The sequence below is a fragment of the Flavobacterium sufflavum genome (genome assembly GCF_004016525.1).
Taxonomy (GTDB): domain Bacteria; phylum Bacteroidota; class Bacteroidia; order Flavobacteriales; family Flavobacteriaceae; genus Flavobacterium; species Flavobacterium sufflavum.
Map to the genome: position 1 here is coordinate 323,343 of NZ_SACJ01000002.1, position 24,255 is coordinate 347,597.

A 24,255-nucleotide genomic window follows, 5' to 3' on the forward strand; every position below is an offset into this window, starting at 1 on the left:
AATTAAAGTCATGAAAAATTTAGCATTAGCATTAGTAGCCGTATTTGGAACAAGCGTTTTAGCAACAGCAGCACCAATACAAACCAAACAAGCCACTCCTGTAAAAGAGGTTACAATGGCAAAACCAGCGACCCACAAAGCGAAAAAAGCTAAAAAAACAGCTGCTAAGGTGGAAGCAAAAACAGAAGCACCAAAAGCAGAAGCAAAAAAATAAATAATAACATAAAAAATTAAAGTCATGAAAAATTTAGCATTAGCATTAGTAGCCGTATTTGGAGCAAGCGTTTTAGCAACAGCAGCACCAATACAAACTAAACAAGCCACTCCTGTAAAAGAGGTTACAATGGCAAAACCAGCGACCCACAAAGCGAAAAAAGCTAAAAAAACAGCTGCTAAGGTGGAAACAAAAACAGAAGCACCAAAAGCAGAAGCAAAAAAATAAATTCATCTTATAAAAAACTAAAGTCATGAAAAAATTAGTATTATTATCCGTAGTTCTATTAGGGACAACTGTGTTAGCAACAGCAGCACCACTACCTAAAAAAGCATCAGCTGCTAAAGAAGTAACTGTTGTAAAAAAACATAAACACAAAAGCAAAGAAGAACGTAAAGCTGCAAAAGCTGCAAAAATGGAGTCTAAAACAGTAGCAACGAAAGGAGCAAAATAGACAAGTTAATTTTGGTTAAAGACAGCATCTAACTAAAGCTGGTAAAGAAATTTATCAGCTTTATTGTTTTTAATTGGTTTAATAAAATTTATAAAATGTTTTTCAAAATTCATTACATTTAAATTAAATAAGACGAAGGTTTATGAATATTCTAATAGTCGAAGACAATCAGGAATTAGCTAATGAAGTTCGGGATTTTTTAAGCAGAAATGGTTATCTCTGTACCCTTGCTAAAAATTGTGAGCAGGCTTTAGATGCGTTTGCAGGAACCGATTATGATGCCATGTTATTGGATTTAGGATTGCCTGATGGTGACGGATTTGAGGTTTTAAAAGAGGTCAGAAAGTCAAAGTCAAAAATTGCCGTGATTGTAATTACTGCCCGTGGAGAAATAGACGACAGGGTGAACGGATTGGAATTAGGTGCCGATGATTATTTGACAAAACCATTTGCCTTAACCGAGTTGAATGCGCGATTGTTTGCCGTTATCAGACGTTTGCATGGTTTTGTTCTGAATGAATTGGAAATACATGGATTCAAGCTTCAGCTTCAGGATTATAAAGTAAGTTATCAGGGAAATACAATTAGTTTGACTAAAAAGGAGTTTGATATTTTTCAATATCTGGTACTCAATAAAAATAGAGTTATTACACGTTTACAGTTGACGGAACATATTTGGGGAGATGTTTTAGAGCTAAACTCTGATTCTAATTTTATAGATGTTCATGTGCGTAATTTGCGAAAAAAACTGGATAAATTTGTTTCAATACCTTGGTTTGAAACGGTTCGGAATGTGGGTTATTGTATCAATTCATAAGCAATGAAAATTAAGAGCCAATTAATAATTTTTAACCTGATAACCCGATTATTAGTAATTCTGGTTTTTTGGTTAGTATTACCCATTTTAGTCCAAAAAGTAGTTTACAAAAAGATTGATAAAAGCTTAGTTGAAAAGAAACAAAAATTCTTAGAGCATTTAGATAAAGAAGAAATAAATGATTTTATTCTTCGAAATGATACCACCGAAACCTATGCTAGTTTTTCTACCTTGCATAGTGAGTTTCTCCAATTGTCTCGAAAACCAACTGATTTTCATCAAAATAAAACGGTTTTTGTGGATGAATATCGAATTATTGAAGGAGAGCAGGACAATTACCGAATTTTAAGATACCAGTTTTTATATGAGAAAACAGCTTACGAACTCGAAATAGGAAATAGCCTGGGAGAAATTCAGGATTTGACTTTTATTATCAAGCTCTTTGTGTTGGTGGTACTCATCATTATTTTGGTTGTTACTTTTGTGATGGATACTTTTTATATCGAATATTTGTTAAAACCATTTTATAAAATTATCGATACTAAAATTAGGCGTGTCAATGAACCCGATACTTTTGACCATACTCCCATTAATTCGACATCTTCTGATTTTAGGGAATTGGATACGGTTTTAAACCAAATGATGAACCGAATAAGCGAGCTTTTTAAAATGGAAAAACAGTTTATTGCCAATGTTTCCCACGAACTTTTAACACCTATTGCATTACTTCAAAACAAATTTGAAAACCTCATTCAAAACGAATCATTAAATGACAACGCAGTCGATAAAATAGCCAGCTCATTGCGGACTTTGGATATGCTCAAGAAAGTGATTAATAATTTATTGCTTATTTCTAGAATTGAAAATCATCAATATGAATCGAATGAGAAGGTAAATTTACAGGAATTGTTAGATGACTTGTGCGAAGATCTTACAGACCGTATCGATGAGAAAAAGATAGATTTGAAAATGAATCTTCAGCATCAGTTTGAGTTTATTGGAAATAAAACCCTGATCCATATTCTGCTGTATAATCTAATGGTAAATGCCATAAAATACAACAAAGAAAATGGCAGTATTGTTGTAACTGACGGCTTTGACGAGACGGATTATTTTTTATCGATTTCCGATACCGGAATTGGAATGAATGAAAATCAGGTAAGTCATATATTCAATCGATTTACACGAATAAATGCCAACGAGGATGGAAACGGTTTAGGATTAGCCATTGTGAGAAGCATTGCGCTTTTTCACCAAATAAAAATTGAAGTGAATTCAAAACTTGGCGAAGGCACTATTTTTTTATTGCATTTTCCAGTTAAGGAAAATTTCTATTAAGAACTGTGTTACAGATACTTTGTTTTTTTCAGGAAAGTAGGTTGTGGATGCAATCGAGCGTTAGATGTTATAGTGACGGGCAATAGTGAGGAATTATTTTGAATCAAGATATTTTTGCCCTTCAGGCGTAATAATAGTTAATCCTTTAATGTCATAGTCGATTACTAATTTAACTGTGTATTTTGTCACTTTTACATGTCCATCTTCGTCAATTTTGCGATTTTGAACTAGTAATGTGTTAATTACTACTTTATTATTTAATGGGATTTCTCCATTTTGTATCATCGTTTTGAAAGTATTATCGAGCATTTCAAAGTTTATGATGTCTTTGTTTAGAAAACCTTTCCAATAGAATTTTCCGGGTTTTAATACTGGTGAAATGAGATCGATTTTTACTTCATTAGGTTCTGTTTCAGGAAGATCATCAGTTAGTAACGTAAAATTATAAAACTGTCCTCTTTGGACCTCTCTGTCTGTTCCAATTGGAGAATCATTATAAAGTCTTTGTGTTGAGATTTTATTAATGCGTTTATAAGAGGAAACTTTTTTATAAAAATTTGATCTTCGCCAAGTGATTTTATAATTTACGGCTAAATATTCTACTACTTTTTTAATTAGTTCTTCATTTAAATCTTCTTCTTGTAAACTTTTTAGGTGCAATTCTTTTAATTCTGCTTTTTTTAATTCATTATCTAACTCTAAATTTTCTATTTGAAGTTGAGTTAATTTTTTGTTTTCAACTGGAATTCGAGAGATAAGTAACGTTATTACGCTTACGATTAATGATATTTGGCTACCATTATCGCCAAGGAATTTCCATATTTCGATAAATCCACCTTCTTTAGGTGGTTCACTTTGCACAAGTATTTTTAAATCTAAGCTTTTTGCTATTTCATAATATAAGTTTAGAAGTTCTTTTTCGCATTCATTGCGTACTAATGCTTCAAAACCATGTGAAGTATCAGAGAAGTAATAATGAACTTGTATTTGATTTGCTTTGGATATACTCATTACGTGATTTTTTGTGAGGTAATATAGTCATTTTTCATTTATTTGCGAGCAATGTTTTACAAGAAACTAGGTGCTAAATACAATCAAGAAGCTAGATTCGGGATTATTTATGTAAAAATATTTACTATTGAACTTTCTATCTTAGTGTCAATATTAAATTGATTCAATGTCCATTGTACAGTATCTCTAAACCATAAAGAAGCTTCAGGAGAAAGTTTGATGCCTTTTATGAAGCTATTATAATTTTTTATTTCAAGTCTAATACCAGGCAAATATGGTTCATTTTCAATTTCATGTTTTCTTATGACTAATCTTATTTCTTTTTCAAATGAATAAGGGTGTTGTTTAAAGAAAAATGACTCAAATAAAAATACTTCTGGGGCATCAATTTTGGTTCCGAGTATTTCTCTGTTATGAAATAAGGGGACTTCATTATATTTAAGATCCCATTCGCCTCTTTTAACATATTTTACAAGTCCCATTTTTGCAATAAATGAATTGTCGATAAATTGTTCGTTTGCAAAATATATTTTGCTTAATTCATATCCATCAGTTGTTATCATTACACTATTTGGATTAGCTCCATAATATTTCCACATTGCTATGGATTCACTGGTTTCATTATACCAACAACTTACAAAAGTTTTACTTTTATAATGTTCAATTAATTCTGATTTTGAAGTTACATCACCATCGTATTCAGGGAAACATTTAAAAATTCCAGTTTTTTCTAATTCATTTGTTTTTATTTTTAGAAAGCCTTCTTTTAAAAGAACATAACCTTCAGAATTGTCTTCGAATAAAGTTGCATTAGGAATAAATAGTCCTTTTGTCATGAAATCAATGAACTTATCAAAAGAGATAAATCTAGAGAATTTGTATCCTTGAAGTATACCTATTTGTTCTTCGTTGAAGTATGGAAAATCTTTGTTCATTTAACTATGGAGTGTTTTTAGAATGTTCAGTTTTGCAATACTTGCTACTAACTTATATAAAGTCGAAAAGAATTTTCGTTTAGATACTCAAAATCGGTTAATTTCGGAGTTTTATCGTGCTTTATATTTTTTCAAATATATTAAAATATTCTTACAAATTTTATTGTAAAATTGAGTCGTTCTTTTTAGCCCTGATCGCAGCGGCATCCTTTTTATTTTGTCCTTCGATCCTTCGGTGAACTTTAGACAGGTTAAACTCAGTATGACAAAATAAAAAGATATAGCGAAGAGTAGGAGGGGACGTTATTAAATATTTTACCGTTCTGCTCCTAAAAAACAACTTTATCAAGTTAAAGTTTAATTAACATATTCAAAATTAAGCGGTAGATGTTGTTATTTTGTGTAAAAATGTATTAAAATGGGTTTTAGGTTACTATTTTTTGTAGTGTTTCTTATGGTGTTGGAACTCTATGCCTTTCAGGCTGTTAAAACAATTGTAAAGGATAAATGGTTTTTGGTTGGATACAGCGTGTTGAGTCTGGCAATTTTAATTTATATCGTTTACGGTTTTTTTAGTTTTGACCGTTCGGTGGGGCAAACCAAGCATACGATGTTTACCATGGGTTTGATGCTGCTGGTATATGTTCCTAAAATTGTTTTGGCTATTGTTTTATTAGGTGAGGATATTTTTAGAGTAGGAGCGGGAGCTGTCAATTATTTTGTGGAAAATGATAATGAGAGTTTCTTTAATTCGAGGCGAAAGTTTGTTAGCCAAATTGGATTAGGCCTGGCTGCGATTCCGTTTTTGTCTTTGCTTTATGGTGTAACCATTGGGAAATACAATTATAAAGTAATCAAACAACGCATCTTTTTTCCTGATTTACCTGATGCTTTTGATGGTTTTACGATTACCCAGATTTCCGATGTGCATTCGGGGAGTTTTGACAATCCTGAGAAAATAAACTATGCAATTGATTTGGTCAACGAGCAAAATTCAGATTTGATTTTGTTTACCGGCGATATTGTCAATACGCACGCTAAGGAAATGCATCCTTGGATTGAAACTTTTAATCGCATCAAAAAGCCTGAATATGGTAAGTTTTCGGTTTTAGGGAATCATGATTATGGAGAATATGTAAGCTGGCCATCGGAAGCTGAAAAAAGTCAAAATTTCAAGGAAATAAAAGAATTGTACGGGCAAATAGGTTTTAGTTTGCTGTTGAATGAACATACTTTTATAGAAAAAGAAAATGACAGGATTGCCATAGTAGGAGTAGAAAACTGGGGGCATAATTTTAAAAAAGCAGGCGATTTGAACAAGGCTTCTCAGGCTTTGGACGAGAAAGAATTTAAGATTTTGATGAGCCATGACCCGAGTCATTGGGATTATGAGGTTAAAAATCACGAAAAGAATTTTAATCTTACGCTGTCAGGACACACACATGGTATGCAGTTTGGGATTGAAATTCCGGGTTATTTTAAATGGAGTCTGGCGCAATATGTCTATGCACAATGGGCAGGTTTGTATGAGCATTTAGGGCGTTATGTATATGTAAACCGGGGTTTTGGCTTCCATGCTTATCCGGGTAGAGTAGGAATTATGCCTGAAATTACGGTTATCGAGCTAAAAAAAGGAGATAAAGTAGCATAATTCGTTAAAAATGCTACATTTGTATATGAAGAAACGTTATTTTTCTTAGATTTAAAAAAAATTAATTCTTGGTTTTATGTCAAAATTTGGAGAACTTATAAGTGCACAAGTACCTGTGTTAATTGATTTCTACACAGATTGGAATGAATCTTCGGTTTCTATGCATGAGGTTATTAGAGATGTTGCTGCAGCTTTAGGTGATAAGGCAAAGGTGATAAAAATTGATGTCGATAAAAATCAAGAGCTGGCCGAAGCATTAAGAATTAAAGGATTGCCTACTTTGATGGTATATAAAGATGGTCAGATGGTTTGGAGAAAATCAGGGGAATTAGATGCTAATTCTTTGATTACTATCGTGCAGGAGCTGCTGGTTTAATCTTTTATTGCTTCGAAAGAAAAGTGTTTATCAGCTAAATGTTTGAGCACTTTTGGCAACACATATTCCAGGTTTTTAAAAGCCTTTACGCTGTCGTGAAATACGATTACACTTCCTGATTGGGTATTGGATACTACATTATTCAGGCATTCTTCTTTACTGATGTTTTGGTCAAAATCGGCACTTAAAACATCCCACATAATTATTTTATAGCCTTGTTGTCTGAGTTTTTTAGCCTGGACTCTTTTTATTTTGCCATAAGGAGGTCTGAAGATTTTAGACTTTAGATCTTTGATTTCAGATGACAGATTATTGATTGTATTTTCACAACAAGAAATGTTTTCTAAATAATCATCAATAGAAGTTTTCCAGCCATTTAAATGATTATTTGTGTGATTGCCTATGCTGTGTCCTTTGGCTTGAATTTGAGCAAAGATTTCAGAATGTGCTGCAATGTTTTTACCAATGCAAAAAAAAGTAGCTTTGGCATTGTATTGTTCTAATTGGTTTAAAACCCAGGAAGTAATTTCTGGTGTTGGTCCGTCATCAAAAGTAAGGTAGATTTTCTTTTCGTTGTTAGGGATATCCCAAACGTAATTAGAAAATATTTTTTTGATGATACTATGTGTTTTAATCCAATAAGGTTTCATTTGTATTTTGTATTAAAAATGACAATTGGGTGTAATTATTAATGTGGCTTACAAATTTTCTTTTTTGCTTGATCAAAAAAGAAACAAAAAAATCAAGTCTTGCGCTTCCTCGTCGGTCAAATTAGTTTTCGAATGCTAAAAGAAAAGAACTCGCTATCGCTCAAACAGCTTTTCTTTTTACGCATTCTTCAAACATTTGACACTCGACTGCGGAAGCTAAGGACGTTTGAAACTTGAAAAATAAATCTCATCTATCATATTAAAGATAAAAAAAATGTAGCAATCTTTTTTGTTAGGATTGCTACATTTTTTATCAAATTAATACTTTTTTGCCTATTCTTTATCGCGGCCAAAACGCTGGAATATATCAATATAAGTATTGAAAGCTCCACGGTGTTTCTGGAAGAAAGCAGCGTCGTTGTTTTTCTTAACTACTTCTAATAAGGCTCTGTAACGCTCAATATCAGTAACTATGTCTATCGCTATGTCTGATTGGTCGCCAGCGCTCATTTTGCTGTAGTAATTTAGACTTTCTTTGTATTTTTCAATTAATTTTTCAAGAAGTTCATGTGCTTTTGCAGTCTCACCTACCTGATAATAATTGTTTACAAATGGTTCTAACAAAGAATAATAACCAAATTTGTCAATTGGCATTTTTTCCATGGCTAAATTAATCACTTTTTTAGCCTTGTCTATTTTACCGTCTTTGATTAGCTGGTCAGTCAATCGGGAAAGGTTCGTTCTGTAAGTAATACTTTCACGACGTGTTTCCGGGTCGTGGTAGATGTTACCTTCGCTATTCCCCCAATCCCATTTCATGACGATGTTGTACATTTTGTCGGCATCAATTTGTCCCATTTCCATAGGGTTTCCGTCTTTAGGAATGCTTGTTTTTACAGGAACCAGTTTGTAAACCATACCGTCTAATTGCAGGTAGTCTTTCATCCATAGGTATTCTTCGTCATCAAAAGCTCCACCACTAAAATAGATTGGTCGTTTCCAGTTGTTATTGGCAACAAGATCCAGCATCATCAATCTGTTTTTGTATAAGGCGCTTCCTTTGATGTCAATGTCGATATAAGGAACTATTGAATCGTAATATTTCTCAGAAACAATTTTGTTTTTGATGATGGTATTTTTGTCAACAGGAATCCTAATCTGGTTTGTTGGATAGAAATGGATGGTTTGTCCGTTTTGCATATCAACCGTCGATTTAGGATGTTTGATGAAATCCATAAAGCCTTTTACGCTCCAACGGCTTTTTATCTTAGGAATACTTACCACATAATCCAGCTTGTCTCCCACATATTGATCGTGTGTGAAAGAAATTGGCAATGGTTCTGATTCGTAAGTTTTGGTTTTCATTTGGTCAATGTACCAGTCGGTCATAAAAAGGCTGGTGTTGACTATTTTTATGTCGGTTCTGATGCCTTCGATTTCCTGTGCATACCAAAGAGGGAAGGTGTCATTGTCTCCAATAGTAAATAAAATAGCGTCCTTGTCGCAGGAACTCAAATAGGCTTTTGCCATGGCCAACGCCGTGTATTTGCCAGAACGATCGTGGTCATCCCAGTTTTGAGAAGCCATTAAAACAGGTGCTGTCAATAAAGAAGCAGCTACAATAACCGGTCCGGCAATTTTTGGGGATAAATATTTTTTGGCACTTTCGTACAATGAATAAACGCCTAATCCTATCCAGATAGCAAAAACATAGAACGAGCCCACTAAGGCGTAGTCTCTTTCTCTAGGTTCAAAAGGTCTTTCGTTTAGGTAGATTTTTAAAGCAATTCCCGTGAAAAGGAACAAAGCGAGTAATACATAAAAACTTTTTAAATCTTTACCGGCGTGATACATTAATCCAATAAGTCCTAAGATGAAAGGAATGAAATAATAGACATTACGCCCTTTGTTGTTTAAGGTGTCTGTAGGTAAATTATCTTGTGAACCTAAATGAATATCGTCAATAAACTTGATTCCGCTCAGCCAGTTTCCGTCCTGGTTGTCGTATCTTCCCTGATTGTCGCTTTGACGTCCTACGAAATTCCACATTAGGTATCTCCAATACATGTAGCCAAATTGGTATTCGGCCATAAAACTAAGGTTGTCAGCTGTAGTAGGCTTTTCGATTATTAGGTAGTCGCCATAGCTTCTAAGGAATTTTACATAGCCTTCGTTGTCAATTTGTTTTTGAGCATAAGCCTGTCGGAATTCAGAAACGGTTTTTTCTACCTCATTTTTTAATTGGGCAATCGCCTTGTTATAGTCTTCTTCAGAAAGTTTGCTTGCGTCCACACCATATCTGGCCAAATCATTTTCGTATGGATAATCAGGATTGATACTGAATTGAGGAGGATTCGTAAAATTGATGTAGTTTTCAATGTGTTCGGTACTCCACATTCTAGGTAAGAATGTTTTTTGGGCATTATCGCTGTTTTGTTCTGCGTTTTTGTAATTGTTTACAATAACATATTTACCGGTTTTGTAATCTCTCTCGTAGTTAGGAGCTTTGTCAAGATAAGGAGTGTTCTTGTCTAATCCGGCAAAACTCTCCGTGTATTGAGGTCCGTAAAATAAAGGGTTAGAGCCATATTGTTCTCTATTGTAATAAGCTAAAACCTCACGAGCATCCGATGGTTTATTTTCGTTAATGATAACATTTGAATTCGCTCGAATAGGCAGCATTAACCAGGTAGAGAATCCAATTAGGATGAATAAAATACAAAGAATTAGGGTGTTGTAAGTAACTAGACCTTTGTTTTTAGTGTATTTTAATCCAAAATAAAACGCAGCTATTAATACTAAAGTAACCAGAATGGTTCCCGAATTAAAAGGCATTCCAAGGCTATTTACGGCAAAAACCTCTGCTTTGGCAAAAAACGCCATCGTTAAAGGAAGTAGTAATTTGAAAATAAACAATAAAACAGAAACTACTACAACATTAGCAATGATGAAATTTTTAATCGTTACAGTTTTGTAATGTTTAAAATAATATAAGAATCCTATTGCAGGTATCGTTAATAATGCCATAAAGTGTACCCCAAATGAGAGACCGGTTACTAATGAAATAACTAATAACCATTTGTTTCCTCTTGGAGTATTCATGTCTTGTTCCCAACGCAATCCCAGCCAAAAAAGTAAGGCAATAAGTAAAGAAGCCATAGCGTATACTTCGGCTTCTACAGCGTTGAACCAAAAACTGTCCGAAAAAGTATAGGCTAAAGCACCAACAAAAGAACTTCCTAAAATTACAATGTCATTACTCTTACTTGGTTCTTCAGAACTGGATATGATTTTTCTTAAAATCATAGTTGAAGACCAAAACATAAAAAGAATAGTAAAGGCACTGGAGAAAACAGAAGTCATATTAACCATTAAAGCAACATGTTGTGCATTAGTGGCAAACATGGCGAAAAAGGCACCAATCATTTGAAATAAAGGAGCTCCGGGAGGATGCCCTACCTCTAGTTTTGCTGCTGTGGCAATGTATTCTCCACAATCCCAAAAGCTCATAGTGGGCTCAACGGTAAGAGAATAGGTTATTAATGCGATTCCAAACGCAATCCAGCCTATGATAGTATTCCATTTTTTGAAATTGAAAGACTCCTTATTCATGTAGTAAAATTTAGTTAATTTTTCGAGGTACAAAGAAAATGTTTTTTTGTTTAAGGATGGAGGCATTAACAAAATTTTCTGCAAAACAAATGGGTTTTTTAAAGTATTGATTATGAGTGAGGTTTTTGTTTTTTGAATTTTTTTTCGAAAAAAAAACTAAAAAAAGTTTGTGTAAACTGAAAAAGCTTGTAAATTTGCACTCGCAATAAAGCACTGCTGGTCTATGGTGTAATGGTAACACAACTGTTTTTGGTGCAGTCTTTCTAGGTTCGAGTCCTAGTAGACCAACATAAAAAGCCTCTCATTTGAGAGGCTTTTTTTATTTGTAGTTTTTGAATTTATATTTTAAAAACAATCAGTGGTTTGGTGGCGTGATTGGCTAAGTCTTCGCTGATGCTTCCGGTAAAGAAATGGGAAAGTCCGGTTCGGCCATGTGTGCAAAGGCTTATCAGGTCGGCGTTTATTTCTTTTGAGAAATGAATGATGCCTTTTTCAATATTTAGGTCATTGTAAATGTGGGTAGAGAAATTTTTGATTTCAAACTCACTAATGAATTTCTGGAATATTTTTTTTGCAATAGCTGTAGTCTTAAAGCTGTTTGGTGTGCAAATGGTTACTAAGTTGAGTTTGGCATCGAATAAATTTACAAAATCAAGTACTTTTTTGAATGGTTTTTTTATTTCTTCAGAAAAGTCGGAGGCAAAAACAATGTTTTTAGGGTTGAAGTTGTTGATTTCTTCTTTGATGATTATGACTGGAACGGCTGATAGGCGGACTACTTTTTCGGTATTGGAACCAATGATTATTTCTTCGATTCCTGAAACACCGTTGGAACCCATTATGATTAAATCGATGTTGTTTTCTTTGCTGTAGGAAAGAATGCCTTGTGAGGCTTTTTCCAGTTTGATGGATTCAATAATAGGGATATCTTTTAGGTAGTGTTGCTCTTTTATATAGTGGATTGTCTCTTTTGCTTTTTGTATAAATAGCATGATTTCAGGTATCGCAGCTCCGCCTGAGATGGCGTCATTCATTTGGCTGGGAATTTCCAGCATGTGTAAAAGGTGTATCTCGAAATCGTTTTTCCGTGCTATTTGTGCTGCAGCTTTCAGGGCGTTTTCGGCCTGTGTTGAGAAATCGGTAGGTACTAAAATACGTTTCATGGATTTTGGTTTTTGTTGGTAAGGTTGGGATGTTTTTATTATTTAAATAAAGGTAAGGAATAATTTTACAGCAATCAATTATTTTTGGTTTATAAAAATAAACACTATATTTGTGCCGTTATTTATTAAAATCTAGATAATGAGGGGACTAAATGTCCCCTCTTTTTATAAAAAATATGACATTTAAAGAGAAAGTAAATACGTTATTGGTGGAGGCTCTTGAGGAAAGACCTACACTTTTTTTGATTGATTTGACTATTACTGATGCATTTAAAGTTATGATAACTTTAGATGATGATAATGGTGTAATTTTGCAGGACTGTATTGATATTAGTCGGGCAATAGAGAGTAATCTGGACAGAGAAGAGCAGGATTATTCTTTAGAAGTAGCTTCAGTAGGGGTAGGTTCGCCGTTAAAAATGGTTCGTCAATATGTGAAAAATATTGGTAGAACCTTGATTGTGACTACAAATACTGAAAAAATTGAAGCTGAATTAGTTGATGCTAATGAAGATTTCATAATTTTGTCTTGGAAAGCAAGAGAGCCTAAAAAAGTAGGAAAAGGAAAAGAAACAGTACAGAAAGAACAGCAAATACCTTATACAGAAATTAAAGAGGCAGTTGTTACAGTAACATTTTAATTTAAAGAATTCGCATGGAAAATTTAGCATTAATCGATTCATTTTCAGAGTTTAAAGATGATAAACTTATTGATCGTGTAACGCTTATGGCAATTTTAGAAGATGTATTTAGAAATGCATTGAAGAAAAAATACGGTTCAGATGATAATTTCGACATCATTATCAATCCTGATAAAGGAGATATGGAGATTTGGAGAAGGAGAGTAATCGTTGCTGACGAAGATTTAGATTTCGAAAATGAAGAGATTACTTTGACTGAGGCTAGAAAAATTGAAGCAGATTTTGAAATTGGAGAAGAAGTTTCTGAAGAGGTAAAATTGATTGATTTAGGAAGAAGAGCTATTTTGGCTTTGCGTCAAAATTTGATTTCTAAAATACATGAACACGATAATACAAATCTTTATAAGCAATTTAAAGATTTAATAGGCGATATTTACACCGCCGAAGTACACCATGTAAGACCAAGAGTTGTTATTCTTGTGGATGATGAAGGGAATGAAATTGTTTTACCAAAAGAAAAACAAATTCCATCCGATTTCTTCCGTAAAGGGGATAATGTTCGTGGAATTATTGAAAGCGTTGAATTAAAAGGAAACAAACCTCAAATTATTATGTCTAGAACTTCTGAGAAGTTTTTAGAGAAATTATTTGAACAGGAAATTCCAGAGGTTTTTGACGGTTTGATTATGATTAAGAAAGTAGTGAGAATTCCAGGTGAAAAAGCAAAAGTAGCTGTGGATTCTTATGATGATAGAATTGACCCGGTAGGGGCTTGTGTGGGGATGAAAGGTTCTCGTATTCACGGAATTGTACGTGAGTTAGGTAATGAAAACATCGATGTTATTAATTATACTAATAATGTTCAATTGTTCATTACAAGAGCATTGAGTCCGGCAAAGGTTTCTTCGATTAAAATCAATGAAGAAGCTAAAAGAGCTGAGGTGTTTTTGAAATTAGAAGAGGTTTCAAAAGCTATTGGTAGAGGAGGACACAACATTAAACTAGCTGGTTTGTTAACTGGTTATGAGTTAGATGTTATCAGAGAAGGAGATGTTGAAGGTACTACCGCAGATGAGGATGATGTTGAATTAACAGAGTTTTCAGATGAAATCGAAGAGTGGATCATCGAAGAATTTGCAAAAATTGGATTAGATACAGCAAAAAGTATCTTGAAACATGATGTAGAAGATTTAGTAAGAAGAACAGATTTAGAAGAGGAAACAATTCTAGATGTAATGAAAATATTGAAAGAAGAGTTCGATAGTTAGTTCTATACTTCTAAACAACACAACGAAATAGGTAATAATAAAAAGGTTATATGTCTGAAGAGAGAGTAATAAGAATAAACAAAGTTTTAAGGGAATTGAATATTTCTTTGGAAAGAGCTGTGGATTATCTTAAGGATAAAGGGATTGCTATTGAGTCAAATCCGAACACAAAAATTTCTGATGATGTATACAATGTCTTGTGCGGTCAGTTTGCGGGTGACAGAGGGAAAAAAGAGGCTTCTAAAGAAGTAAGCGAAGAAAAAAGAAAAGAGAAAGAGGCTTTACGTATTGAGCGTGACAGAGAGGCAGAAGATAAACGTAAGCAAGAGGAAGAATTGCAAAGACAACAACAGGAAGTAATTAAGGCAAGAGCTGTAATTTCAGGACCTGTTCAAGTTGGAAAAATTGATTTAAATCCTGCAAAACCTGCTGCTGCTCCTGTAGCTGAAGAGAAAGTAGTTGCTCCTAAGCCTGAAGTTGCAGAAGACAAACCGCTTGCTAAAACTAGTGCTCCAGAGAAAATCGAATCAGACAAAAAAGAAGAAAAACCTATTGTTGCTGAAGCTAGTAAGACTGTTGTTGAAAATATAGCACCTAAAAAAGAAGTTAAAAAAGAGGAAGAGCCTGTTGCTGCTCCTCAGGCTAAGGAAGATGTTAAGGTAGTTAAAGAGGTTGCAAAAACAGATGAAGCTCCGGCTGAAGAAGCAATTGCTACCCAATACCAAAAACTTTCCGGAGCTAAATTAACAGGTCAGACGATTGATTTATCTCAATTCAACAAGCCTAAAAAGAAAAAAGAAGATCCTAAAATTACTCCTAATAAACCAGGTGCGCCTGGAGCTGCGGGAGCTAATGCAAATAAAAACAAGCGTAAGAGAATTGCTCCTAAGCCTGGAACGGCCGGTTCTCCTAATACACCAACTACACCTAGAGCGCCTGGTGCTCCAAATCCTAACAAGATAACACCTAATACAGCTGGTGGTGGATTTAATGCCAACAGAGGAGACAGAGGTGCCAGACCAGGATTTGTAAAAGGAAATCGTCCTGCTATTGTGGCTAAAGTTGAGCCTACAGAAGAGGAAGTAAAAAATCAAATTAGAGAGACTTTAGAAAAACTTCAAGGTAAAAAAGGAGGAAAATCTAAGGCTGCTAAATACAGAAGAGATAAAAGAGATACGCACCGTCAAAAATCAGACGATGAACAAAGAGCTTTAGATGAAGAAAGTAAAATTCTTAAAGTAACCGAGTTCGTAACTGTAGGTGAAATTGCTATCATGATGGATGTGCCAATTACGAAGGTAATTGGAACTTGTATGTCTCTTGGAATCATGGTTACCATGAACCAACGTTTAGATGCTGAAACATTAACTATTGTGGCAGACGAGTTTGGTTATGATGTTGAGTTTATAACTGTAGATATCGAAGAAGCTATCGAAGTTGTAGAAGACAAAGAAGAAGACTTAGTAACCAGAGCGCCTATTGTTACGGTAATGGGTCACGTCGATCACGGTAAGACCTCTTTACTGGATTATATCCGTAAAGAAAATGTTATTGCTGGTGAGTCTGGAGGAATTACACAGCACATTGGAGCTTATGGAGTAACTTTAGACAATGGTCAAAAAATTGCTTTCTTAGATACACCGGGTCACGAGGCGTTTACCGCGATGCGTGCACGTGGTGCTCAGGTTACCGATATTGCAATTATTGTAATTGCTGCCGATGACGATATCATGCCACAAACCAAAGAGGCTATCAGTCATGCTCAGGCAGCTGGTGTGCCAATTATATTTGCCATCAATAAAGTAGATAAGCCAAATGCTAATCCTGAAAAAATTAAAGAGCGTTTAGCAGGTATGAATTTATTAGTAGAAGACTGGGGTGGAAAAATCCAATCTCACGATATCTCTGCTAAAAAAGGAACAGGTGTTAAAGAACTTTTAGAAAAAGTATTATTGGAAGCTGAAATTTTAGATTTGAAATCAAATCCTAACAAATCAGCTCAAGGAACAGTAGTCGAAGCTTATTTAGATAAAGGAAAAGGTTATGTTTCTACCATATTAGTACAACATGGTACTTTGAAAATTGGAGATTACCTATTAGCAGGTAAGCACCATGGAAAAGTAAAAGCGATGCATGATGAACGTGGTAATATTGTTACAATTGCAGGACCTTCAACGCCAGTATCTATTTTAGGTCTGGATGGTGCGGCAACTGCGGGTGATAAATTCAATGTGTTTGAAGACGAAAAAGAAGCAAAACAAATTGCTGCCAAACGTTCTCAATTAATGCGTGAGCAATCAGTACGTACACAACGTCACATTACATTAGACGAAATTGGTCGTCGTATTGCATTAGGTCAGTTTAAAGAATTGAACGTAATCCTTAAAGGAGACGTGGATGGTTCGGTTGAGGCCTTATCTGATTCGTTCTCTAAATTGTCTACTGAAGAAATTCAAATCAATATTATCCATAAAGGTGTTGGAGCAATTACTGAAACTGACGTTATGTTGGCTTCTGCTTCTGATGCCATCATTATCGGATTTAACGTTCGTCCTGCAGGAAACGCAAGACAGTTAGCTGATAAAGAAGAAATTGATATCCGTTACTACTCAATTATCTATGCGGCTATTGACGACTTGAAAGACGCGATGGAAGGAATGCTTGCTCCTGAAATGAAAGAGGAAGTATTAGGAACTGCTGAAATTAGAGAGTTGTTTAAAATTTCTAAAGTGGGTACTATTGCCGGATGTATGGTTATGGATGGTAAAATTACCCGTCAGGCGAAAATCAGAATCGTTAGAGATGGTGTAGTAGTTCATGAAGGTGAATTAATTGCCTTGAAACGTTTCAAAGACGACGTGAAAGAAGTTACTAAAGGTTACGATTGTGGTATTCAGGTTAAAGGTTACAATGACATTGAAGAAAGAGATGTTATTGAAGCTTACCATGAAGTAGCAATCAAGAAAAAATTGAAATAGTATTTCAAATATATTTTTATAAGAAAATCCCGAGCAATCGGGATTTTTTTTGTTTTAACCCATTTAGTTTAATTTGAAAAAACAAAAGCTTGTGTTTTTTGTGTAGTATTTTTCGTTACTTAGTGGTAAATATCTAAACTATGTCAAAATTCCCTTCACTTCAAAATGTTTTTGATGCAACCAAAGCGACAGTTATACGATTTCCGTTAGAAATTATAGCGGCTTTATGCGGAACTATTTTTGCAATTCGGTCTATCGATTTGGAATACCAAGATCCTACGAGGCAGTTTTTGTTAAAAGCAATAATGAGCAGTTCGCTCTGTTTGGTTTTGTTTCTTTCCGTAAGCTTGTACTTTATAAGTAAATCCAAAAATTATCTCTATCGTTATTTGATTAGTTTGTTGCTGGGAGTATTAGCGGTTTTATTTGTTTTTAATTTTCATGAATCACTTTCACAAGTTGATATTATTCAGTTTGTGGTTCTTGATATTGCTTTGCATTTGTTAGTTTCATTTGCCGGATTTATACCAATTCAATATAATCAGGAAGAGTTTTGGGAATTTAACAAGCGTTTGTTCTTGAGGATCTTGACCGCCGGTTTATATAGTGTAGTGCTATATCTGGGATTAACTTTAGCATTGGTAGCAATTAAAGAATTGTTTAATGTTGATTTTGATAATAAAATTTATGGTTATCTGTTTTTTACTATCGCGGGTATTTTCAACACCATGTTTTTTTTGAACGGTGTTCCTTCAATTGGTAAAAATCAGCAGCCTCTTCAATTGAAATATCCTAATGGACTTAAAAATTTCACCCAATATGTTTTGTTGCCTTTGATTAGTATTTATTTGCTTATTTTATTAGGCTATGAAGCAAAGATTATAGTTTTATTTTCATTACCTATTGGTTGGGTTTCTTATCTGGTTTTGGTTTTTGCAATAGTTGGGATATTATCCTTTTTATTGATTCATCCAATAGCAAACATTCAAGGAAATTTATGGATGCGAAGTTTTAATCGTTGGTTTTATTTTTTATTGGTTCCATTATTAGGCTTGTTGTTTTGGGCTATTTTATACCGCATACAATTGTATGGGTTTACGCATGAACGATATTATGTATTATTGCTCTCTATTTGGTTGACTATTGTTATCGCTTATTTTTTAATTCAAAAACAACCCAAAATAAAATTTATTCCTATTAGTATGTGTGTTGCAGGATTGTTGTCAATTGTTGGACCACAAAGTGCTGATAGTATTTCGAAAAATAGTCAACTTGATAGATTTGAATCCTATTTGCAAATAATTAAAAAACAAAAATTGAGTTTCAAACAAGAGCAGGACTTAAGTAGTATTATAGATTTTTTAGATGATAATTACGGGGTAGAAATATTTCTCGTTTCTGATGCAAAAGGTAAACTTTCTTCCTTGCTTAAAAAAGATAAAAATCCAAGTCCGTTCAAAATTATGGAATCGTTGGGACTTGTGTATCATGATAAATATGAAAGAGAAAACAATGTTAATTCAGCATTTTATTATAATTTTTCAGATAATCAATATGTAGAAAGTATACAAGGCTATGATGTGATTATAGCGCTTTCAAATTATTCAGATTTAAATTGTGAAAAGTGTCTAGAAATTGGTAAGGTTCTTTATTCTGTAAAATCAAATAAGAAAAGTTATGGTATCGATTTGCAAATTAATAATGATACTATTCCTTTGAGGATTTTTGATTTTATAAATAAAAATGCAGATTTTGACAGCAATCTAATTCATGATAAAAAAATAATTCAATTAGTTGAATATTCAAAGTATCATCTTTTAATAACTTATTTGAATGTTAATGGTGTTAAAAGAGGAAGACAAAAAGTTGTGGAGAATTTTGATTTAAAAATAATGGTGAAAATTAAATAGCTTGATTTTTTTAAATTATTATCTCTCTATTTGTATTTATTAAATGCAATTTTTGCTTGATTTTTAATTTTGTACCATAACGTTATAAGTTGACTTTTAATGTGATTTTAGGTTAATTATAATGTAAATAAAAAGAGACGAATCAAGTGGTTTTCTACTTGATTCGTCTCTTTTATTTGTAGCAAAAAGTGTTAAATTTTTATTTTTTAGGTTTTATTAAAAACGCATTAGCATATACTTTTTTAATTTCTACTAAATTTCGTTCGGCTTCAATTCGGGTTTTAAAATTACCCATCCAAACTTTGTAATTAGGAGTGTTGAATACGATGGTTCCGTCTAAATCGGCAAAATTTTGTTTGCAGTCGCTTAAGGTCTTTTTTGCCTTTTCACTCACGCCACTAAAGACCTGAATTTTATATCTCTCATTTACAGCTATTGAGCTGTTGATCTTTCTTTTTTCGTTTAGTAATTGTTCAAACTTAGGATTTTGCTGAATGTTAATTTTTGTTTCCTGGGCTGATAATTTTAGGCTTAAAATACTTAGATAGGCAATGTAAAAAATGCTGTTTTGAATAGTTAAAATTCTCATAACGTGAAGATTTTTAAGTAAAATTACTAATTATATACTTAATGTGAAATAAAAAGATTATTTAGAATTAATATAAATTGTTGTTTGGGTTGTTTTAAGGTTTTGAGAATAGTTCTTAAGTCGTATTTTTGTGGCTGTTTAAAATAAAGGGACGTTTTTATATGAAATTGTTGTATAAAAAATTGTGCCAATTTTTAGTAGATAATCATTATACTTTATGAAAAAGGTGGGTAACCATAATTCGAACTCAAGGAAAATGTTTTTAGGTTTAGCAATGATGCTAACTTTTTCCTTCTCTTCATTTGCGCAAGATGCTGCTCCTGCAGCTGCAACCGAGGCTGCTCCTGCAGCTGCTACAGCTGGTGGTGATCCAGTAAAAGGTAAGGCGCTTTTTAATTCTAATTGTGCTGCGTGTCATAAGCTTGATGCTAAGTCAACAGGTCCTGCGCTTAGAGGGGTTGCTGAAAAACATGACATGGCTTGGATCTATAAATGGGTTCATAATAGCTCTGAAGTAATTAAATCAGGAGATGCTGCTGCTGTTAAATTATTTGAAGAAAATAATAAGTCGGTAATGACTCCTTTTCCTCAGTTATCTGAGGCTGATATTGATAATATTATAGCTTATACTTCTGAGCCTAAGGCAGAGCCTGCGGCTGCGGCCGGTGGAGCTGCTACTCCTCCTGGAGCGAATGTCGAAGGGACGGGTTCTAATAATAATGTAATTTTAGGAGTTCTTGCTTTAGTTTTGGTGGTTTTAGTTGTGATGTTGTTTATGGTAAACAATGTCTTAAGAAAAGTTGCTAAAGCAAATGGTATTGAAGTTGCTCCTAAAGCTGAGTGTACTCCAATCTGGAAAGCTTTTGTTAAAAATCAATTTTTAGTATTGGTTTCTTCTATCTTCTTATTATTGGCTAGTGGATATTTTGTTTACGGTTTTTTAATGCAGGTAGGTGTTGATCAGGATTACCAACCGATTCAGCCAATCCATTATTCTCATAAAATTCACGCTGGTGATAATGAGATTAACTGTAAGTACTGTCACTCTGCTGCCAGAGTAAGTAAAAATGCAGGTATTCCTTCTTTGAATGTTTGTATGAACTGTCATAAAAATATTTCTGAAGTTGCTGAGACTACTGCTACTGCTGAGTACAGCAAAGCATTCTACGATGCTCAAATTCAAAAATTATACGATGCTGTTGGTTGGGATAAAACCACTCAGTCTTACACTGGAAAACAACAGCCTGTTAAATGGGTTCGTATCCATAATCTACCTGATTTTGTTTATTTCAACCACTCTCAACACGTAACTGTTGCAGGTATTGAATGCCAAACTTGTCACGGTCCTGTTGAAACTTACGAAATTCAAAAACAATTTGCTCCGTTAACTATGGGTTGGTGTGTGAACTGTCACAGAAAAACTGAAGTTAAAATGGAAGGGAATGGGTATTATACTAAGATACACGAAGAACTTTCTAAGAAATACGGTGTGGACAAATTGACTGAAGCACAAATGGGAGGTTTAGAATGTGGAAAATGCCACTATTAATCAAATTATTAAGATTTTAATATATATATACAATGTCATCAAACAAAAAATACTGGAAAAGTGTTGAGGAACTAGAAAATGGTTCTATTGTTGAGGCGCTTAGAAATAACGAGTTTGTTGAAGAGATTCCTGCGGATGAATTTTTAGGAAATGCTGATGCGATGTCATCTTCTTCAACTTCAAGACGTGATTTTCTAAAGTACGTTGGGTTTAGTACTGCAGCAGCTACACTTGCAGCATGCGAAGGACCTGTGAACAAGTCGATTCCTTATGTATTACAACCAGAGCAAATCATTCCTGGAGTAGCAGATTATTATGCAACTTCTGTTTTTGATGGTTTTGATTTTGCAAATCTACTTGTTAAAACACGTGAAGGGCGTCCTATTAAAATAGATAATAATACTATTTCGGGAGCTAAATTTGCTGCAAATGCTAGAATTCATGCCTCAATATTGTCATTGTATGATAATATGCGTTTGAAAGAATCTAAAGTTGAAGGTAAGAATTCAGATTGGTCTGTAGTGAATTCGAAAATTAAATCAAGCATTGCCGATGCGAAAGCTAAAGGTGGTCAGGTGGTTTTCTTAACGAATACTCTAGCGAGTCCTTCAACTGAAAAATTAATCGCTGATTTTATTGGAGCTAATCCAAATGCAAAACACGTAATTTATGATGCTGTTTCTTCTTCTGAAGCTTTAGATGCTTTTGAAGCTGTTTATGGAGAAAGAGCTTTAGTAGATTATGATTTTGCAAAAGCATCTCTTATTGTTTCTGTAGGAGCTGATTTCCTTGGAGATTGGCAAGGTGGAGGATATGATGCAGGATATGCACAGGGAAGAATTCCGAAAAACGGAAAAATGTCCCGTCATTTCCAATTAGAAGCTAATATGACTTTGTCTGGTGCTGCTGCTGATAAGCGTTTACCGATGTCGGTTGCTAATCAAAAACAAGCATTAGTACATATATATAATGTAGTAACAGGTTCTGCTGTTGCTGTAAACTTAGCACCTGAATTTAAGGCAGAAGTTACTAAAGCGGCTCAACAATTGAAAGCTGCTGGTTCTAAAGGACTTTTGGTTTCAGGTATCCAAGATAAAAACGCACAATTATTAGTATTGGCAATCAACCAGGTTTTGGCTAGTGAAGCTTTTACTACTGTAGGTGTTAGAGAAATAAGAAAAGGTTCTGATGCAAAAGTGACTCAGTTAATCAATGACATGAAAGCTGGTAGCGTTCATACTTTGATTATGAGTGGAGTGAATCCGGCGTATACTTTGGCTGATTCATCTTCTTTTGTTGAAGGTCTTAAAAAAGTAAAAACTTCTGTTGCTTTATCTTTGAAAGAAGATGAAACTGCTTCAATTGCAACTATTGCTGCTCCGGTACCTCACTACTTAGAGGCTTGGGGAGATTTAGTTTTAACTAAAGGAACTTATAGTTTAACGCAGCCAACTATCCGTCCATTATTCAAAACAAAACAATTTCAAGATGTTTTGATGTCTATTAATGGTCTTACCGGAACTTACTATGATTATTTAAAAGCATTTTCTTCATCATTTATTGCGGGTTCAACTTGGAATAAAGTTTTACACGATGGGGTATTTGTTGGAGCTCCTGCTGCTTTATCTGGAGGTGCTGCTGATTATACTGCTGCTGCAACTGCATTGGCTAAATCAAAAGCTGCTAACGGATTAGAATTAGTATTGTATACTAAAACTGGTATGGGAGACGGTCAACAAGCTAATAACCCATGGTTACAAGAGTTCCCGGATCCAATTACAAGAGTATCTTGGGATAACTATGTAACAGTTGCTAATGCTGATGCTAAAACATTAGGATTATCTAATGAGATTGTTGCTAATGGTGGTTTGAATGGTAGTTATGCTACTATTACAACTGCTGACGGAGTTAAATTAGAAAATGTACCGGTTATTGTTCAGCCAGGACAAGCAGTTGGTACTGTTGGTTTAGCTTTAGGTTATGGTCGTAAAGCGGCTTTAAAAGAAGAAATGCAGGTAGGTTTAAATGCTTACGCTTTATATAAAGGTTTTAATGATGTGCAATCAGTTGAATTAGTTAAAGCTGATGGAGAACATGAGTTTGCTTGTGTTCAAGGTCAAAAAACCTTAATGGGTAGAGGAGATATCATTAAAGAAACTTCTTTAGAAATCTTCAATACTAAGGATTCTGCAATTTGGAACGAAACTCCAAAAGTATCTTTAAATCATAAAGAAGTTGAAGCAACTACTGTAGATTTATGGGAATCTTTTGATCGTTCAGTAGGACACCACTTTAATCTTTCTATCGATTTAAATGCTTGTACAGGTTGTGGAGCTTGTGTGATTGCTTGTCATGCAGAAAACAATGTACCTGTTGTAGGTAAATCTGAGGTAAGAAGAAGTCGTGATATGCACTGGTTGCGTATTGACAGATATTATTCTTCTGAAGAAACTTTCGAAGGAGATAATGAAAGAAAAGAAGGTATTGCAGGATTGTCTAGCTCACTTTCTACATTTAATGAAATGGAGAAAGCATCAGATAACCCACAAGTTGCTTTCCAACCAGTAATGTGTCAACACTGTAATCACGCACCTTGTGAAACAGTTTGTCCTGTTGCTGCTACATCTCACGGTCGTCAAGGTCAAAACCACATGGCTTATAACAGATGTGTTGGTACTCGTTACTGTGCTAATAACTGTCCTTATAAAGTACGTCGTTTCAACTGGTTCTTATACAACAAAAACAGCGAATTCGATTACCACATGAATGATGATTTAGGTCGTATGGTATTAAACCCAGACGTAAACGTTCGTTCTCGTGGGGTTATGGAAAAATGTTCTATGTGTATCCAAATGACTCAAGCTACAATTTTGAATGCTAAGAGAGAAGGAAGAGAAGTGGTTGACGGTGAATTCCAAACAGCTTGTTCTGCAGCTTGTTCTTCTGGAGCAATGATTTTTGGTGATGTTAATGATAAAGCAAGTAAGGTAGCTAAATTAGCTGCTGACGAAAGATCATATCACTTGTTAGAGCACGTAGGAACAAAACCAAATGTGGTTTATCACGTAAAAGTTAGAAACACTTAAGAAATAAATTTAA

19 protein-coding genes and 1 tRNA gene are annotated in these 24,255 nt (G+C 34.1%); 14 read left to right on the forward strand and 6 right to left on the reverse strand.

Features of this window, described 5'->3' with window-relative positions:
• Positions 1–10: 10 nt before the first annotated feature.
• The 5 genes from EOD40_RS04355 to EOD40_RS04375 all read left to right on the forward strand — a co-directional run bounded on the left by EOD40_RS04355 (position 11) and on the right by EOD40_RS04375 (position 2,823).
• On the forward strand, positions 11–214 hold the full coding sequence (locus EOD40_RS04355) for a hypothetical protein (protein WP_128193676.1): 204 nt from the start codon (positions 11–13) through the stop codon (positions 212–214).
• Positions 215–238: 24 nt separating this feature from the next.
• Positions 239–442: a hypothetical protein gene (locus EOD40_RS04360; RefSeq protein WP_128193677.1), complete on the forward strand. Its 204-nt coding sequence runs from the start codon at positions 239–241 to the stop codon at positions 440–442.
• Positions 443–467: 25 nt separating this feature from the next.
• Positions 468–668 carry a hypothetical protein gene (locus EOD40_RS04365; RefSeq protein ID WP_128193678.1) on the forward strand — a complete coding sequence of 67 codons (201 nt, stop codon included), beginning with the start codon at positions 468–470 and terminating at the stop codon, positions 666–668.
• A 142-nt stretch (positions 669–810) separates the two neighbouring features.
• Entirely contained in the window at positions 811–1,485 is a 675-nt protein-coding gene (locus EOD40_RS04370; protein WP_128193679.1) for a response regulator transcription factor, read from the forward strand.
• Between the two features lie 3 nt (positions 1,486–1,488).
• A complete protein-coding gene (locus EOD40_RS04375; RefSeq protein ID WP_128193680.1) occupies positions 1,489–2,823 on the forward strand; it encodes a sensor histidine kinase in 1,335 nt (444 codons plus the stop codon).
• A 93-nt stretch (positions 2,824–2,916) separates the two neighbouring features.
• On the opposite strand, the gene EOD40_RS04380 is transcribed toward EOD40_RS04375, so the two are convergent.
• Together EOD40_RS04380 and EOD40_RS04385 are read right to left on the reverse strand one after the other, a co-directional pair.
• Entirely contained in the window at positions 2,917–3,834 is a 918-nt protein-coding gene (locus EOD40_RS04380) for a hypothetical protein (RefSeq protein ID WP_128193681.1), read from the reverse strand.
• 107 nt (positions 3,835–3,941) lie between these two features.
• A complete protein-coding gene (locus EOD40_RS04385; protein WP_128193682.1) occupies positions 3,942–4,769 on the reverse strand; it encodes a hypothetical protein in 828 nt (275 codons plus the stop codon).
• Positions 4,770–5,187: 418 nt separating this feature from the next.
• Between EOD40_RS04385 and EOD40_RS04390 the strand changes: the two genes are divergently transcribed.
• Both EOD40_RS04390 and EOD40_RS04395 read left to right on the forward strand, forming a co-directional pair.
• On the forward strand, positions 5,188–6,420 hold the full coding sequence (locus tag EOD40_RS04390) for a metallophosphoesterase (protein WP_128193683.1): 1,233 nt from the start codon (positions 5,188–5,190) through the stop codon (positions 6,418–6,420).
• A gap of 76 nt (positions 6,421–6,496) precedes the next feature.
• Positions 6,497–6,796 carry a thioredoxin family protein gene (locus EOD40_RS04395; RefSeq protein WP_128193684.1) on the forward strand — a complete coding sequence of 100 codons (300 nt, stop codon included), beginning with the start codon at positions 6,497–6,499 and terminating at the stop codon, positions 6,794–6,796.
• Here EOD40_RS04395 and EOD40_RS04400 read toward each other — a convergent pair.
• Both EOD40_RS04400 and EOD40_RS04405 read right to left on the reverse strand, forming a co-directional pair.
• Positions 6,793–7,446 (reverse strand): polysaccharide deacetylase family protein, encoded by a 654-nt coding sequence (locus tag EOD40_RS04400; protein WP_128193685.1) that lies wholly within the window; start codon positions 7,444–7,446, stop codon positions 6,793–6,795. The genes EOD40_RS04395 and EOD40_RS04400 overlap by 4 nt on opposite strands.
• A 333-nt stretch (positions 7,447–7,779) precedes the next feature.
• Positions 7,780–11,058 carry a glycosyltransferase family 117 protein gene (locus EOD40_RS04405; RefSeq protein WP_128193686.1) on the reverse strand — a complete coding sequence of 1,093 codons (3,279 nt, stop codon included), beginning with the start codon at positions 11,056–11,058 and terminating at the stop codon, positions 7,780–7,782.
• Positions 11,059–11,275: 217 nt separating this feature from the next.
• On the opposite strand from EOD40_RS04405, the gene EOD40_RS04410 reads away from it, so the two are divergent.
• Positions 11,276–11,346, forward strand: a tRNA-Gln gene (locus EOD40_RS04410).
• Between the two features lie 50 nt (positions 11,347–11,396).
• Here the strand turns inward: EOD40_RS04410 and EOD40_RS04415 are convergent.
• Positions 11,397–12,221: a universal stress protein gene (locus EOD40_RS04415; RefSeq protein ID WP_128193687.1), complete on the reverse strand. Its 825-nt coding sequence runs from the start codon at positions 12,219–12,221 to the stop codon at positions 11,397–11,399.
• Between the two features lie 176 nt (positions 12,222–12,397).
• Here EOD40_RS04415 and rimP point away from each other — a divergent pair, with 176 nt between their 5' ends.
• The 4 genes from rimP to EOD40_RS04435 all read left to right on the forward strand — a co-directional run bounded on the left by rimP (position 12,398) and on the right by EOD40_RS04435 (position 19,018).
• Complete coding sequence (gene rimP / locus EOD40_RS04420) at positions 12,398–12,862, forward strand: ribosome assembly cofactor RimP (protein ID WP_128193688.1); 465 nt, start codon at positions 12,398–12,400, stop codon at positions 12,860–12,862.
• A 14-nt stretch (positions 12,863–12,876) separates the two neighbouring features.
• Positions 12,877–14,130 (forward strand): transcription termination factor NusA, encoded by a 1,254-nt coding sequence (gene nusA / locus EOD40_RS04425; RefSeq protein WP_128193689.1) that lies wholly within the window; start codon positions 12,877–12,879, stop codon positions 14,128–14,130.
• A gap of 50 nt (positions 14,131–14,180) precedes the next feature.
• Positions 14,181–17,108 carry a translation initiation factor IF-2 gene (gene infB / locus EOD40_RS04430; protein WP_128193690.1) on the forward strand — a complete coding sequence of 976 codons (2,928 nt, stop codon included), beginning with the start codon at positions 14,181–14,183 and terminating at the stop codon, positions 17,106–17,108.
• 140 nt (positions 17,109–17,248) lie between these two features.
• Entirely contained in the window at positions 17,249–19,018 is a 1,770-nt protein-coding gene (locus tag EOD40_RS04435) for a DUF4153 domain-containing protein (RefSeq protein WP_128193691.1), read from the forward strand.
• 199 nt (positions 19,019–19,217) lie between these two features.
• Here the strand turns inward: EOD40_RS04435 and EOD40_RS04440 are convergent, their stop codons facing one another.
• Entirely contained in the window at positions 19,218–19,607 is a 390-nt protein-coding gene (locus EOD40_RS04440; RefSeq protein WP_128193692.1) for an SPOR domain-containing protein, read from the reverse strand.
• A gap of 217 nt (positions 19,608–19,824) precedes the next feature.
• Between EOD40_RS04440 and EOD40_RS04445 the strand changes: the two genes are divergently transcribed.
• Both EOD40_RS04445 and EOD40_RS04450 read left to right on the forward strand, forming a co-directional pair.
• Positions 19,825–21,156, forward strand: a complete 1,332-nt coding sequence (locus EOD40_RS04445) for a c-type cytochrome (protein WP_128193693.1) — start codon at positions 19,825–19,827, stop codon at positions 21,154–21,156.
• 32 nt (positions 21,157–21,188) lie between these two features.
• Positions 21,189–24,242: a TAT-variant-translocated molybdopterin oxidoreductase gene (locus EOD40_RS04450; RefSeq protein WP_128193694.1), complete on the forward strand. Its 3,054-nt coding sequence runs from the start codon at positions 21,189–21,191 to the stop codon at positions 24,240–24,242.
• The last annotated feature ends 13 nt before the right edge of the window (positions 24,243–24,255 follow it).